At 67.5% G+C, this 14,821-nt stretch carries 9 protein-coding genes; 7 read left to right on the top strand and 2 right to left on the bottom strand.

The genetic code is table 11. The features are described from left to right. The 6 genes from ABD259_RS21820 (at nt 1) to ABD259_RS21795 (ending at nt 12,489) form a co-directional block, all read left to right on the top strand. Nucleotides 1-4,659, top strand: a complete 4,659-nt coding sequence (locus tag ABD259_RS21820) for a TcpE family conjugal transfer membrane protein (RefSeq protein ID WP_344165009.1) — start codon at nt 1-3, stop codon at nt 4,657-4,659. 160 nt (nt 4,660-4,819) lie between these two features. Continuing rightward, nucleotides 4,820-7,327: an ATP-binding protein gene (locus tag ABD259_RS21815; protein WP_344165006.1), complete on the top strand. Its 2,508-nt coding sequence runs from the start codon at nt 4,820-4,822 to the stop codon at nt 7,325-7,327. A gap of 77 nt (nt 7,328-7,404) precedes the next feature. Next, a complete protein-coding gene (locus ABD259_RS21810; RefSeq protein ID WP_344165003.1) occupies nt 7,405-9,723 on the top strand; it encodes a conjugal transfer protein TrbL in 2,319 nt (772 codons plus the stop codon). 77 nt (nt 9,724-9,800) lie between these two features. Continuing rightward, nucleotides 9,801-10,466, top strand: coding sequence for a hypothetical protein (locus ABD259_RS21805; RefSeq protein WP_344165000.1), 666 nt, complete (start codon nt 9,801-9,803; stop codon nt 10,464-10,466). 77 nt (nt 10,467-10,543) lie between these two features. Continuing rightward, nucleotides 10,544-11,713 carry a C40 family peptidase gene (locus tag ABD259_RS21800; protein ID WP_344164997.1) on the top strand — a complete coding sequence of 390 codons (1,170 nt, stop codon included), beginning with the start codon at nt 10,544-10,546 and terminating at the stop codon, nt 11,711-11,713. 35 nt (nt 11,714-11,748) lie between these two features. Then, on the top strand, nt 11,749-12,489 hold the full coding sequence (locus ABD259_RS21795; RefSeq protein ID WP_344164994.1) for a hypothetical protein: 741 nt from the start codon (nt 11,749-11,751) through the stop codon (nt 12,487-12,489). A gap of 76 nt (nt 12,490-12,565) precedes the next feature. Here ABD259_RS21795 and ABD259_RS21790 read toward each other — a convergent pair whose 3' ends face one another. Both ABD259_RS21790 and ABD259_RS21785 read right to left on the bottom strand, forming a co-directional pair. After that, nucleotides 12,566-12,760, bottom strand: a complete 195-nt coding sequence (locus ABD259_RS21790; protein WP_344164991.1) for a DUF397 domain-containing protein — start codon at nt 12,758-12,760, stop codon at nt 12,566-12,568. Nucleotides 12,761-12,767: 7 nt separating this feature from the next. Further along, nucleotides 12,768-13,625: a helix-turn-helix domain-containing protein gene (locus ABD259_RS21785; RefSeq protein WP_344164988.1), complete on the bottom strand. Its 858-nt coding sequence runs from the start codon at nt 13,623-13,625 to the stop codon at nt 12,768-12,770. Nucleotides 13,626-13,787: 162 nt separating this feature from the next. Here ABD259_RS21785 and ABD259_RS21780 point away from each other — a divergent pair, with 162 nt between their 5' ends. Further along, nucleotides 13,788-14,153: a hypothetical protein gene (locus ABD259_RS21780; protein WP_344164985.1), complete on the top strand. Its 366-nt coding sequence runs from the start codon at nt 13,788-13,790 to the stop codon at nt 14,151-14,153. Nucleotides 14,154-14,821 lie beyond the last annotated feature (668 nt).

Below are 14,821 nucleotides of genomic sequence, written 5' to 3'. Positions count from 1 at the left end.
GTGGACCTGCCCACGTACACCAATATCTGGCGCATCGAGAAGCGGCTGTACAAGCTCTATGATTTCCGACTGCCGCAGCCGGTCTCGGTCGTCTTCCTTGGTGTTCTCCTGGGCACGTATGCCGTCTGGTTCGCGCTGCTCGCCGTCATCGGCGTGCCGTTCACGACCGACCCGCCCTGGCACGTGCTCTGGCTGGTCCCCCCGTTCATCATCACCTTCTTCGCGACCAGACCGGTCATGGAAGGGAAGCGGCTCAGCGAGCTGGTGGTGTCGCAAGTCCGGTACATGGCCGAGGCCCGCGTCTACACCAGCCTCAGCCCGGAGCGCGAGCCCACCGAGGTGCGGGTCGCGGTGCGCGTGTGGCACCGCGACCCCGCCGCGGGTCCGCTCCCGGCTGTCCACAAGAAGACCACCCCTCAGAACGACACGGTCCGCGCCGCGCGGGGCGCGCCCGTCGCGGCGCAGACCGAGCGGCCGGTGGAGGTCGACCGGGCGCGCACCGGCGCGGGGGCGGCCACCGCGAACGACGCAACGCCGGAAGCCGAGCCGCTGCCGACGGTCTCGTCGGCGGGGGCCGCGGCCTCCGCCCGTCCCCCGAGGGCCGCGCCACCGCTGGCACTCGACGCCAGACGGAAAGAACGGCGGGAGCACCGACACGGCGAGCGGTTCCCGGCGGCCGAGCCCATGGCTCCCGCTGAGCCGATGAAGCCGGTGGAGTCGGCGGAGCGCGTCGAGCCCGTCGAGAGGGGCACGACCGCCCACCCGCCGACAGCCGCCCGCCCCGCCGGGCGCGCACCCCGGCCGTCGGCCTGGAGCGGCGTCCGGCCCCAGCAGGCGGCCGCTGGGGAATCCGAACACGCGGAGGAGACCCCCGCGGCAGCGGAGCCCGTCCGCTCCACCGAGGAGCCCGTCCATCGGCCCGCCGCCAAGCGGGGCGTGGGCCTGAAGCTCCTCAACTACTTCGGCTTCGCCCTGCCGAAACAGGACCGGCCGGACGATCACCCCCGACCGGCACGCCCGGACAGGGCGGGACGGCCCGCAACGGACCGGCCCACCAACGCCGGGCCTGCCCTCGCCGGGTCCCGGAGCGGCCCGATTCCCGGACTCGAACTCAGCGACCAGGACGACGACGGTCAGACGGACCACGACGCCGAGTGGATCTCCGACCTGGGGACCTCCTCCGGCCAGACCCCCTGGCCGCTGTCGTCCAAGGCCGCCTACGAGCGCGGCGACACCGGTCCGATGCCGCCGCCCGACACGGCCGACACGCGTGAACGCGGCAAGGACACCGGCGACGTGGCCGCCCGCCGCCGCGCCGAGGAGATGATGTCGGCCCCCGAACCGGCACCATCGGACCCGCCCGAGGCGGAGGAGTCGGCCGGGGAGGCACCGGCCGAACAGGCCGAGACAGGGATCGCGGAGCCCGCTGCCTCCGCCGAGCCGACAACGGCGGCCCCCGAACCCGTGTCGTCCCCCGATCTGCGCACGCGGCCCGGACTCGCGCCCCACCACCGGCTGCGCGCCCGATCCCAGGCGGTCGAAGCCACCCGCCGCCTCGAACGCAGGCGTGCCACCCTCCTGGAACCGACGCAGCCCAACCAGGCCGAGTCGATCACGCCGGCCGAGGCCGTGCAGCCCCCGCCGTCGGTGCCCCCACCGCACCCGCCCAACCCGCCCAGCGAGGCGGTGACCGGGGACCGGACACCGCCCACCGCCGAGGCGGCTGAGGCAGCACCCGCGGCACCCTCACCGGAGGCGGCACCCGACGCGCGGGACGACCTGCGCGAGCGGGAGCGCCCCGCGCCGCAGCCACCGGTCGAGCGCGCCCATGGCCTGGGCGAACCCGCCCCTCCCGAAGAAAACCACGAAGAGCCTGTGGACAAGGGTCCCCGCCGCCGCCCGCATGCGGCACCGTGGGATCTGCCCCTGTCCTCGCACTTCTACGAACCGCGCGGCTCGAAGGCGCAGCCGGAGGAGCCCGACGACCCGCAGCCCGCGGTTACCGACGACGCCGAGGACACCGACGCCTCTTCCAGCGCAGGAGACACCACGCGATCCGCAGACCAGGACCCCGCTGCGGCGGGTTCCTCCACCGGTAAGCCCTCGCTCGAACTCGACCACGGGACGGGCGAGCACCGAGACATGTCCGGTGTCCTGCGCGTCTTCTCCACCCCGTCATCCGCGGACGGCCCCGAGAGCGACACGGCCACGCACAGCGCTTCGTCCGCCGCAGCCTCCGCGAGCGAGGAACACGGATCCACGACCGTCGAGTTCGAGGAGTCCGCCCCCGCCGTGGAGGGAGAGTTCGAGTACGCCCCCGTCGTCGTGGACACCCCGGACATCTCCGAGGCACCGACGACCGCGCACGATGAGCCAGACGCCTCGGCCGCGCGGCCCGCCCCGGAAACCCACGCGACACCCCACCCCGAGGGTGACGGCAAGGACGCCCCCCCTCCGGAGGGCCGCCTGGCCGCGGATACCACCGAACCCGCCGAACGCCCCAGGAACGCCGCCGAAGCCGAGCGCCTGGAAGTCCTCGACCGCCACCTGAACCGCACCGACACCCCACCGCCACCGCCTCCGCGCTTCGCCGACGCCGACGGGCCGAAGCCGCGTCCGCACGTCGACTGGTTCACCGACGATCCCGCCGCCACAGCGGCCCCGGCCAGCACCGGCCCCGCGGACGCCAAGCAGCGGAGGGCTCCAACGCCCACGACGTCCACACCCTCGACCGAGACGCCCGCGGATCAGCCGCGCCCGACGCCAGGCAGCGACACCACGAGCGACCAGCGCTCCGCCCCCGCTACGGCCACCACTGACTCCGTGGAGACGACCCACTCGGCTACCCCCGAGCCCGCCACGCCCGCCACGCCCACCGGTCCCGCCGACCCCGGCGAAAGCGCGGAGCAGCACGGCGCCACCAACAAGCCGCCGCTGGAACTCGACCACGGCACCGGCGAGCACGAGAGCTTCTCCGAAATCGACGTGGCCCCGCGCCGTGCGACGCCCGCCGACCTGGAAGCCGCCGAGGCCGCCGCACTCCGCTCCCGGCAGCGCCAGAGCCCGCGCGACCACACGCCGAGTCCACCTCCGACCACCAGCGGCGCGGACGCCTCCGCGGATTCCGCGGCGGACTCCACACCACCCCGCGCGCCCCGGCAGTCGGCAGCGTCCTCCCCGGAACCGTCCTCGGACAGCGCCGACACCACACCACCCTCCGAGAAAAAGCCCAGCGGCGCGGCCGACTCCGACACCGGGCGATCCGACCGCCTGTCCCGCAGCATGCGGTCGAACCCGACCGGCGGCACCCCCGCCATCAGCGCGCGCCCGCACACGACCGACAGCAGCGCGACACCTCCGACATCGCGCTCCACACCGCGTCCGGTCGGCCCCATCCCGCGCACCCCCACGACCCCCGGCAAGCGACGGGAGGGGCACGGCCCGCGCGACGCGCACCACGTCGACGACGGCGTGTTCAACCGGGTCGCGCAGAACGCGCGGCGGATCAGCGACCTCTTCGGCACCACGCCGCCGGGGCAGCCCCCGGAGCACCCCGGGGACGCGACCAACCGCGATGCGGGCGCCGACAGCAGAACGCCTGCGGCCGAGGGGCCAGACAAGCCGACCCTGCAACTCGACCACGGCACCGGCGAGCAGGCCAGCCTGACCGATCCTCCGCACCGCACGCCCGCGCGGCACGACGACGCCGCGGGCCACACCGAGGACACGCCCACCCCGGGCGGCACCCGCGGCTGGCGCCGACTGGCCCGCGTCGTCTCCGGCGGCTCCACAGCGCCCCAGCGCTCGGACCTGTCCGAGGAGGACGTCGAGCGCCTGCGCACGCCGCTGCGCGGGACACGCCGCGTCGTCGTCCTGGGCTGCACCGGTGGGGCCGGGCAGACGGTCACCACGCTCATGCTCGGCCATACGCTGGCCGCACACCGCGACGAGCGCGTCGTGGCGGTCGACGTCAACCCGGGGCTGAACGCCCTCTCCCGCCGCGTGCGGACGGAGACACCCGAAACCCTCACCTCACTCCTCGCCAACGCCGACTCCGTCCACGGCTACCTCGGCATGCGCAAATACACCTCCCAGGCCAAGAGCGGACTGGAGGTCGTGTCCACGCTCGACGACCCCTACGTGCAGACGCTCGACGACCGCGACTACGCGGGGCTGACCAGCCTGCTGGCGAACTACTACGGGTTCACGCTGCTCGACCCGGCGGCCACCGGGGTGGCGCGGGCGCTGCCGATCGCCGACGGGCTGGTGCTCGTCGCCCCGGCGAGCGCGGACGCCGCGCGCGCCGTGGACATGACGTTCGAGTGGCTGGACGGGCACGGATACGCCAACCTGCGCATGCGCGCCGTGGTCGTGGTTAACGGGGTGAGCAAGCGCAGCCTCGGCGATGTGGACGACGCCGAGCGGGTGGCGCGCGGACGCTGCCGGGCGATCGTGCGGGTTCCGTGGGACGACCACCTGGCCGCGGGAAAGATCGTCGATGTCACGGCGCTGCGCTCCACCACGCGCCGCGCGCACGCGGCGCTGGGCGGCGTTCTGGTCCACGGCCTCAGCGGCGGCGCCGGTTCCGGCCGGGCACCGGCGGGCCCGGGCCATGGCCCCGGAACCGGTACGCACGCACCCTCGGGAGCCCGCCGGTGACCCCCGCCCACCCCGCTTCCCCAACCCCCCGCCCCTCCGCCGTTGATCTCGGCGATATCGACCGAATACTCGCCGGTATTCGGTCGATATCGCCGAGATCAACGGGGATTGGGGAACCCGGCATCACCACGCAGCGCACCATCACCAAGGAGGGCCCCCGATGAACGGCAGCAGGAGTGGCAGCCGCCTCGCGGTCCGCTACTTCGACGACCGCATCCTGCTCAGCGACGCGGAAGCCTGGGCGTACTTCCGGCTGCCCAAGGTCTCCTACGAGTTCTCCACCCCCGAGGAACGCGAAGCGCTCGCCACCAACATCACCATCGCGCTCGCCGCGATCCGGATGGACGACGCCGAGGTCCACCTGCGCGTCGCCCACCGCACCTACCCGGCCGCCGAGTGGGCCACCAAACTCGATGAGACCTCCGATTCCGGGCCGGGGTGGTTCGACTACCTCGACGAGATGTACCGGCACGTGTGGGCCAAGGACTTCTGGACCAAAGAGGTCTACCTCGGTGTGCGGCTCGGCCTCCGCGGCGGGGTGCGCGGGCAGCTCAGCCAGGGCGTCCTCGCTCAGCTGTTCAGCGCCTACCAGCGCACCGAACAGGTGCTGGGCATGGAGGACGACGCGATCGACGACCGGGAGATCGCCCGCTGGACCGACCAGTCCGAGCGCCTCGGCCGGGCGCTGGCCGCCAGCTCGCTGCACGCCCGCCACGCCACCTCCGACCAGCTCGCTTGGCTCATCCGGCACGCCGTGACCGGGACGATCGAGGAGCCGCGGCCCTCGGCCACCGACCGGCGCACGTGGGGCAAGGGCGAGATCGAGCAGCTCGTCGAGGGCGTGATCCACAACGGGCGCTCGATGCTCCGGCTCGACCAGCCCGCCGGCTCCACCTACGTCGCCTACCTCTCCTTCTCCCGGTTCCCCGACCTGATGCCGTTCCCCGACGGCGAGCCGTGGCTGCACTTCTCCGATGCGCTGCCGTTCCCGGTCGAACTCAGCCTGCGGATGAAGCTGATCCCCCCGGCCAAGGCCAGCAAAGACGTCGGCCGCAAACTCGCCCACGCCCGCGACATGGACGCGCACATCCGCGAAGCCGGGGCCGACCTGCCCATCGCGCTCGCCGAGCAGATCGACGCCGCGCGCATGCTGGAGCACGGCATCACCAAGGAGCGGCTGCCATTCGTCTACGGCTGGCACCGGCTGATGGTGTCGGCACCCACCGAGGACCTGCTGATCCAGCGCGTCGAAGCGGTCGTCGAGCACTACCGCGACATCGGTATCGACGTCACCAACTCCACGGGCGACCAGTTCGCGCTGTTCCTGGAGTCCCTGCCGGGCGACCGGATCCGGCTCAACGCCTACGCCCAGCGCCAGCCGCTGCGCACGATCGCCGGGGGGATGCCGACCGCCACCGTCGAGGTGGGGGACCGGCACGACCCGGGCGCGGGCGGGGGCGGCTGGACCGGCCCCTACATCGGGGAGACGCTGGGGCGGGCGCGTTCGATCGTGCACTTCGACCCGATGGTCGCGGCGGCCCGCAACCGGCCCACGGCCATCGCCATCACCGGCGAGCCCGGCGGCGGCAAGACAACACTCGCCCTCCTCCTCATCCACCAGCTCGCATTACGCGGCGTGACGGTGGCGGCCATCGACCCCAAGGGCGACGCCGAGTCCCTCGTCCGCCTTCTCCAGCGGCGCGGGCGCAAGGCGCGGATCATGTCTTTGGGATCGGCCGAGCCCGGCCTGCTCGACCCGTTCTCCTTCGGCGATGATCTGGCTGCCCAGAAGACGATGGCGACCGAAACTCTCCGCCTGCTCTTGCCCAGAATGAGCGAGGAGCGGGAGTCGGCCATGATCCAGGCGGTAGCCGCCGTCGCCAACCAGCCCCGCCCCAGCCTCGACAAGGTCGTCCAGTTCCTGGAGGACTCCGACGACGCGGCGTCGCGCAACCTGGGGGCGGTGCTGCGCTCCATGTCGGAGATGCGGCTGGCGAGCCTGTGCTTCGACCCCCAGGGCGACACACAGATCGACACCGAGGGGTGGACCACGGTCTTCACCCTCGGCGGGCTCACGCTGCCCGACTCCACCATCCAGCGTGACGACTACTCCTACGAGCAGCGGCTCAGCGTGGCCCTGCTCTACCTGGTCAGCCAGTTCGCCCGGAGACTCATGAACGGGCTCGACCGCCACCTGCCCAAGGCCATCTTCCTGGACGAGGCCTGGGCCGTGACCTCGACACCGGAGGGCGCCAAGCTGGTGCCCGAGGTGTCCCGAATGGGGCGGTCGCGCAACACCGCCCTGATTCTGGTCAGCCAGAACGCGGGTGACCTGCTCAACGAGCAGGTGACCAACTGCCTGTCCAGCGTGTTCACCTTCCGGTCGACCGAACGCCACGAGGTCGAGAGCGTCATGGCCCTGCTCGGGGTTGAGCCCTCCGAGGACCACATGGCCATGCTGCGCAACCTCGGCAACGGCGAGTGCATCTTCCGCGACCTGGACGGACGCGCCGGACGCATCGCCGTCGACCTGGTGTCCGAGGAGCTGCTGCGGTGGCTCGACACCAACCCGACACGCCAGAGGCCCGACGCGGACGACGATGGCGGTACCGACAGTGCCCTGGTGGGTACCGGTGGCAGTGGTATCGGGACCACAAGGCAGGAGTAGCGGTGAGGACTTGGTCGGCCGGGGCGTTGAGGAACCCGCGCTCTGACTTCGGCAGGCATCTGAAGCGAAATCTGGCAATGGCGCTGCTGGTGCTGGCGTTTGTGCTGACTCCGATGGGGGCAGCACAAGCTAACCCACTATGTATGAGCGCTGCGGAACCTGCCCCCGAACCAGAATTGGCGCAAAGCGGGTCGGACGGTCTGCTGCTACCGCCGCAGTCGGAGTCATCCCTAAAGAATTCTCCTGACGCACTTCCGCCTGACGCTAGCATTTACGGACAGTACGGCATCTCTGGCCAGCAGTGGCACGTTATTCGTGATTCCTGTGTCGACAAAATCGGTTCGAGCGCAATGGCGGCCCTCAACAACTCAGCGTGGGATCTGTCGCGGACGATCAATCAGTCGACGATCACCGTATATCAGGCGGCGACATCCGACGGTCTCCTCAAGGGATTCAGCGAAGTCGTAGAAGATGTCGTTGTTCAGCTCCGCGAAGGAGTCTGGCGTCCACTTCTGCCCACGGTCATTATTCTCGGTGCGGTTTGGCTTGGGTGGTACGGTCTGATCCGCAAGAGGGTCACTCTCACCATTGAGAGTGCCGTTTGGATGGTACTTTCCACTGCGATGGGTATCTGGATTTTGGTGAACCCAGCGCAGATCATGCAGTACTCCTCTACCGTCGTGAACTCTGGTAGCCAGTTGGTGAATACTGCTCTGGGGAAGGTATCTGTCGGAGGAGGGGCGAAAACCTGTCCTGCGGGCGCGCCAGATCCGCAAAAAGCGGATTGGGAGAGTGCGAGTGATTTCGCGGTCCGGAAGAACTCCCAGATGCTGTGGTCCAGTCTCGTCTGCCAGCCGTGGATTGCAGGTGTCTTTGGCTCTAGTGATGTGGGTGAGAGCGCTGCCCGACGCTATGGACAGGAACTTTTGGAAGCCCAGGGGATCGGCAGGGCTGAAGCAGATCGAATCCAGGGGGATGACCAGGAAATAGAGAGTGTCGTCGATAAGAAGAAGGAGGACTACGAAGAGATCGCTTCGGGGGTAGAGGGATCGTTCCCGTCGGTCTATCCGTTATTTGAAGGAGAACAGCAGGGAAGCCGCCTGGGGGTCGCAGTACTTGCGCTCTTTGCAGCGATATTCGCTGGTGGGCTGATTCTCGCAGGATCGATTGCGTTGATCGTGCTCAAGCTCGGATTCCTTCTGCTCTTGTTGCTGGCGCCTGTGTTCCTGCTCATCGGTGTTCATCCAGGATACGGGCGAACGGTCCTGTTGCGCTGGTTCGAGATGATGATCGGGCTTCTACTCAAGCAGATCTTCATCGTCCTACTCATATCGCTACTGGTTCTGTGCTACGGATTGGTCATGGCTTCAGGGCTTGGGTGGGGCCTGCAAATGATCCTCCTATCGCTCTTCACACTGGCAATGTTCGTCTACCGCAAGCCATTCGTTCATCTCTTCTCGTCCGTCAACGCCAACACTTTCACATCTCGTATGGTCAGCGATGCGGTGAGCACCAGTGCGCTCAGCAAGAGCGCGAACGTACTGCCCCCGGTCGCCTACATGCGGGCGCAGAAGTGGGGGCTCAAGCGCGCCCCACAGATCGCCGCTGCCGCGAGCGCACTCCCCGCCGGGTCCGGCGCCCCCCCGGGCTCCGACGCGGCCGATGGAGGCCGGGGAGTGGCGGCCAGCGAACCTGCGGACGGCGAGGGAGCCAGCGTTCGCGCGGACACGCAACGAGCCCGTGGAACCGCGGGCTACGGGAAGGTGCGCGGCAAGGCGGCTCCGCCGCTGCATCTGGCGAACAGTTCGGGTGAAGGGGACTCAGGACCTTCCCAGCAGGGAGCATCGAGCCAGCGCAGCTCCGCCCAGGCGCCCCGACTCCATGAGGCCGCCTCCGGCGGTCTGGGGTCGTCCCGGGGCAGTAGCGGCCGGAGCGGGCCCATCCCGCCCCGTCCGTCCGGTGGGTACACGGGGACCGGTGACACTGGCTGGGCTTCGGTGTTCGGCACTGATTCCGGGAGTGGCTCTCGCGCCGCCTCGGCCGGCAGCGGGGCCGACAGCGGCGGGTCGTCGTCAGGTGGCACTGACCGCGCGGCTCCCAGTACTGGCCAGGGCATCTTCCGAGGGCGCTCGGCTACGCCGCCGCAGGGCAATGCGTCGTCGAAGGGCTCGCGGTGGGGCGGGCCGAGCACGCGCGAGGACAAGGCCGCGCCTCCGCCCCGGCCGCCGCGTCCAGCGCCTGCGCCGCGCCGCGAAGAAGACGGGAGCAACTGGCTCACGGGTTCGAAGAAGAACAGTGAGGCACCGACGAGTCCCTTCTGGGCAGGTTCGGCGGACCAGCGCCAACGTGAGCACAAGCGCGACATTCCCTTCTGGCTACGGGATGAGGACAGCTGATGCGGAAGGAGCCCACCGCACGTCGGCGACCTCGCCCGTTTCGACACAGACCGCGTGCCAGCTAGGAAGTCCTCGCCATGCCTAAGCCCCTCACAGAAGGTCAGCAGCGCCTCTTCTTTGGCGCACTTGTTGTCGTACTGGTCGCATTCGGCATCTATCTGAGCCTGGGTGGCTTCAACGGCGGTGGTGACGACGGGCAGGAGTCATCAAGGCGGGAACAGGCACAGGGACAGTCGGACTCCATCGACCAGGGGGTGGACGCCCCCGCCACCGTCCCACCTAGTCCCATCCCGACGACCGCCACTGAGGACATGAAGGTGCTGGAGTGGCTTCCGTTGTCCGAGGACGAGGTGAAGGCCGCGGCCGCGACGGCCCAGGGGTTCGCCGCGGCCTACGGCACGATCGACTACTCGAAGTCGCCCGAGGAGTACTACAAGGCGATGGAGGAGTTGGCGACCAAGAACTATGCGAAGACACTCGCGCAGAGCTCCGGGGCGACGAGTCTCTGGGAGGAGATGGCGAAGAAGAAGGCCGTCGCGGAGGGGCGAGCGGACGTGAAGACGCTTCAGAGTATCGACGAGGACTCTGCCGTCTTCGTGGTCAAGGCCCAGTCGATCACCGAGGACGAGGACGGATTCAGGGAGGACCTGGGAGACTTCGCCGTCACGGTGGTAAAGAAGGGCGGCGAGTGGAAGGTGTACGACTTCCAACCCGCTGATGCCGGAAACCGGGGAGACGGTTGATGCCTCGGTTCCCCCACCGCTAGTTCCCCAACTTTCCCCCTCCCCCTTCGCAGGTACTCGTCTGAGGCAGGTGCCGAGTGATCTCCCTCTTCACAACCCCCACCCCCAACGATCGAGGGTCCGCTGCCACCCGGCTCGCCGTGGGCGTTGGCCTGCTGATTGCCGGAACGATTCTTGTCGCGATCATCGTCCTCCCGGTGGCGACGTTCAACTCCGGGGTGACCAGCCTGATGGCAGGCCTGAAGTGCACCCCGGGCCAGGAAGCCGACCAGGCCACGAGCAGCAGCTATGCCGAAGAGTCGATTCCGGAGAACTACCTCAAGATCTACAAGAAGGTGGGCAAGGACAAGGGAATTCCCTGGAACGTGCTCGCGGGAATCGGTCAGGTCGAGAGTAAGCACGGCCGGTGGGATGGACCCGGCATCACCGAGGGCCATAACGACTGGGGTGCGGCCGGACCAATGCAGTTCGGCGCCAAGGACGGCTCTGCTGCTGGGAACAGTTGGGGAGGAGAACCCATCATGCCGGTTGAGGACCGGCCTGATAAGGGATATGGCCAGGACGGCAACGACGATGGGATCGTCAACGTCTACGACCCAGCCGACGCCATTCCGGCCGCTGCCGACTACCTGATCGCGCACGGCGCCAAGGACGACCTGCGCAAGGCGATCTTCGGTTACAACCACGCCTGGTGGTACGTGGATGACGTCATGGAGTGGGCGGGGAAGTACGCGAAGGGCAGTTTCGACGTCAGCGGCGCCATTGATGTGGCCGTCAACTGCGAAGTGACTGCTGACGGAGCCCCGATCGGGCGAGCGCCCGACAAGGCCTCACAGGCGGTGGTCGACTGGGCGATGGCGCAGCGCGGGAAGCCGTACCTCTACGGTGGCACTGGCCCCAACGCGTTCGACTGCTCCGGCCTGTTGCTGAAGGCGTACGAGAGCATCGGTGTCTCGATTCCTCGGATCTCGCAGGACCAGTGGAAGTTCGGTCCCGAGATCAAGAAGGGCGAGGAGCAGCCTGGAGACTTCGTGTTCTTCGATGTCTCCCGGGCGGGCGAGCCGCCGGGGCCGGGGCATGTCGGCATGGTGATCGGTGATGGGCTGATGGTGGAGGCCAGATGTACCAACTGTGGCCCGATCGCCACGCGGCCGTACGATGCCCCTGGCCGGGCGCCGATCCTGGGTTTCACCAGGCCGCTGGAGCACCCCGATGTGAAGGCGCAGCTGAAGGCCCAAGGAAAGTAGCGCCTTCCTGCCTCTCTGTGACTTGAGGTTTCGATATGTCTGAAAGAACGTCCACACCTGCAAGAAAGCAAGGCGTGCATGGCTGGCGTGCCTTCTTCCTCATGTTCGGCTGCGGTACAACGGCAGCACTTGTCGTTGTGGGCGTAGTCGTAGGGGGTGCACGGATGTTTGTGTCGAGCCTCAGTTCCGATAACTCGGCTGATGAAAACAGCAGGCAGCAGCCCTGGCAGCCGCCATCAACTATCGATGTCGGTGTTCTTGACGTATGTGAAAAGACTGTCGGAACGCTCTCCGCGATTAACACTCCTCGGCGTCTTGATGACGGAGACAACTATGTTGATACCGGCGAGAACGACCCTTCTGTGGAGGGGCGAACCATCAGTGATGAGTGCATCTGGGAGTTGAATCCAAGAGCGGCTGAGTTTGAGCCTTGGGAGTTCACTCTCAAGTACGAGTCGTTCGTCTCTGAGGATGGTGGAAAAAAGCCTTCAGAGCAGGGCGATGAAGCTTTCGCTCGTATGAAATCCGAAGCAGAGGAGCTGTTCGATGATGTTGAACAGGAAGGCAGCGAGCGTCTAGCTGGGGACTCTCACTATGTCTATGGGGAATCTCAAGAGGGTAAGCAGTACGTTCTTGTTGGTAACATCAGTGGAAGTGCCTACATGATTCGGATGCAGAGTGATTCTGAATCAGTCTCAAAAGCAGCGTTCTGGAACGAAGTCAAGGAGATTGCGCAGCCAGTGAGTCTGGATCTTGAACGCTGGACCCCTGCTTGATCTTCGGCCTCTGTAGCTGCTCGTCCTCCAAGCCCAGCTCATCGTACAGATCAACACTTCGCTTCATTCGGTGCGATCATTCGAAGTCATGTCTCTTCAATCTACCGATGAACGTTGACCACTCACAGGAACTGAAGGCGAGTCTCTCACGGAGGGGATGCTTGGAGTCGCGTACGGAACTGCCCCAGGGAAGGCAGGAGGCGACCTCCACACACTCCTGTGTGTCGCCCCCACTGTAGCTGCTCTTCTTCCAGGCCTGCGGACTGATCATCACTGCCTCATCCGTCAAGTCTCGCCGTGAGCCGCACCAAGTACGCGTTTGAGTCCTTGGGGGACAGCGCAGTCTGGCGCAAACTGTCGTACTTCGTCTTATATCTCTCTATATCATGCGGTTCCTCCATGAGAAGACCATCAAGGGATATATCGATGAAGACCACGGGTGACTGATCCGGTGACTCGAAGTCGAGGATGATGAACTGGCCGGTCATTGCCTGGTGCGCTCCTGCGGTGTTTGTGAGCACCTGGATCTCCGCAATGCCCTGCTCGTTGAGCCTTGCCAAGTGGTGCAGCTGCGCCCGCATGGTTTCCGTGCCGCCGACCATCCTGCACAGGGCGGCCTCGTCCACGATTGTGTGAATCTGTGGCCGGTCGTTCTGGGTGAGGATCTTCTGACGCATTAGCCGAGCCTCAAGACGCCGTTCGACCACCGCCTCGTCGGCTGTCCCAGAGCCGACGATCACCGCCTTGGCGTAGTCCGGTGTCTGTAGTAGCCCAGGTACGAGCATGCCGCTGTAGAAGCGGATTGCCGATGCTTCGGCTTCAAGACTGATGTAGGTGCCCGGCCCGAGCACATCCGAGTAGCGAACCCACCACCCCTTGTCCTTAGCTTGTTTGGCCATGGCGACGAGCGCGTCCTGCTTGGCGGGATCGGTGACCCCGTACAGGTGAGCCAGAGTGCGTATGTCAGCTTCCTTCAAGCGCTTCCACTCGCCGCGCTCAATCCGGTGGATCTTCGTTCTGTAGGACCCCAGAGCCTCTGCGGCTCTGTCGACAGTCACACCTGCTTCCTCGCGGAGCCGCTTCAGCTCGGCAGACAGACGACGGTGGCGAACAGTCTGGCTGGGGTTCGAGGGCAAGAGGTCCTCCTTCGGTGTCTTGAATGAGCATAGAGCTACCGACTTGCGAGGAAAAATAGTTCGAACTACCTATATAAAAACAGTTTGAACTAAGTAGCCTGGAGTGTGAGAGGTCGATCGCGGCAAGCGATCGACTCCCCAGCATCCCAGGTGGTGACCTGTATGCCCAGCTACTTCTCTCCCTCGTCCTCGCCGCTGCAGCCCCTCCACGCTCTTGCGAAGGAGCTGGAAGCGCGGCGTCTCGGGGCAACGATCGACGCGTCGGTCTCCGTGGTCGATGCGTACGTCCTCCCTGGCTCCTCCCGGTGGCAGCAGGGGCTGCGCCGCGCGTGTGCCCACTGCACCCAGCGCGCGATCTTGCGGCCCGATCCGGTCGACGCTCACCCGTGGTGGTGGGTGTTGTGGCCGGGGGAGCGGTTCGACAACGAGACGGCCGACCCCGAGGTGACGCGCCTTCTCCCCGTTGAGGAGATCGGCGAGACCGCGCGACGTATCCGCAACATCCTCATCCTCGACAGCACCGAGTGAGCAACGGGGCGATCCCGCCCCCTCCCGCGCTCGCGCCCGCTAACGGAAACGGTGGGGAAGAGCGGGCTGCAGAGCGCACCCAGGGTGTCCGTCCCGTAGGAGGGGACGCGGGGCGGACACCCCCATGTTCGACTCCGTTCCATACCCCCGGGAGGGGAACAGCATGACCGCACAGCCCCTAAACCGACGCCCAGACACCCCAGCCGAACCCGAACACGTCGGCCAGTGCACAACGCGCCAGCCAGATCACCACGCGGTACTGTCGCGGCAGGCGACGCGCCATCGGCGCTACGCCGCAGCACCCCAGCCGGCCACCGCACCGGACAGAGCTCGTCTCCCTGGCCCCGGCCCCTATGCCCCCGCCCCAACGCCTCGCTGGCAGGCCCCTTCCCAGGCCTGGAGGCGTCCGCCAGCACACAAGGGGCTCCCGCTCGCTTCACCGCCTCCGCACAGTCGAGACGGCCGCGGCGTCCGATCCGGGACTCCCGTGCAGGCCGTAGACGTGCCAACCTCGCCTGCAAGCGCCGCGTCCTCCGCGAGACGGAAGCTGTCAAATCAGTTGAGACGTTCTATGCCGCGTGTTCTCCCAGGTCGGAGTTGCTGCCCTCGCCCTCGGGGCGGGGCGGGTTGATGTGGACGGCCTCCGGCAGCGGCGGCGGTAGGGGCAC

Origin of the sequence: Nocardiopsis rhodophaea (assembly GCF_039530945.1) — a bacterium.
Lineage (GTDB): Bacteria > Actinomycetota > Actinomycetes > Streptosporangiales > Streptosporangiaceae > Nocardiopsis_C > Nocardiopsis_C rhodophaea.
The sequence above is the reverse complement of the archived record's forward strand: the minus strand, read 5'-3'. Positions and strand labels throughout refer to the sequence as shown.

Bases quoted from the DNA above. Each gene is read 5' to 3' on its own strand.
- ABD259_RS21790 (WP_344164991.1), bottom strand. From the start codon at position 12,760: ATGATCAGTCCGCAGGCCTGGAAGAAGAGCAGCTACAGTGGGGGCGAC.
- ABD259_RS21805 (WP_344165000.1), top strand. From the start codon at position 9,801: ATGCCTAAGCCCCTCACAGAAGGTCAGCAGCGCCTCTTCTTTGGCGCA.
- ABD259_RS21780 (WP_344164985.1), top strand. From the start codon at position 13,788: ATGCCCAGCTACTTCTCTCCCTCGTCCTCGCCGCTGCAGCCCCTCCAC.
- ABD259_RS21795 (WP_344164994.1), top strand. From the start codon at position 11,749: ATGTCTGAAAGAACGTCCACACCTGCAAGAAAGCAAGGCGTGCATGGC.
- ABD259_RS21815 (WP_344165006.1), top strand. From the start codon at position 4,820: ATGAACGGCAGCAGGAGTGGCAGCCGCCTCGCGGTCCGCTACTTCGAC.
- ABD259_RS21810 (WP_344165003.1), top strand. From the start codon at position 7,405: ATGGCGCTGCTGGTGCTGGCGTTTGTGCTGACTCCGATGGGGGCAGCA.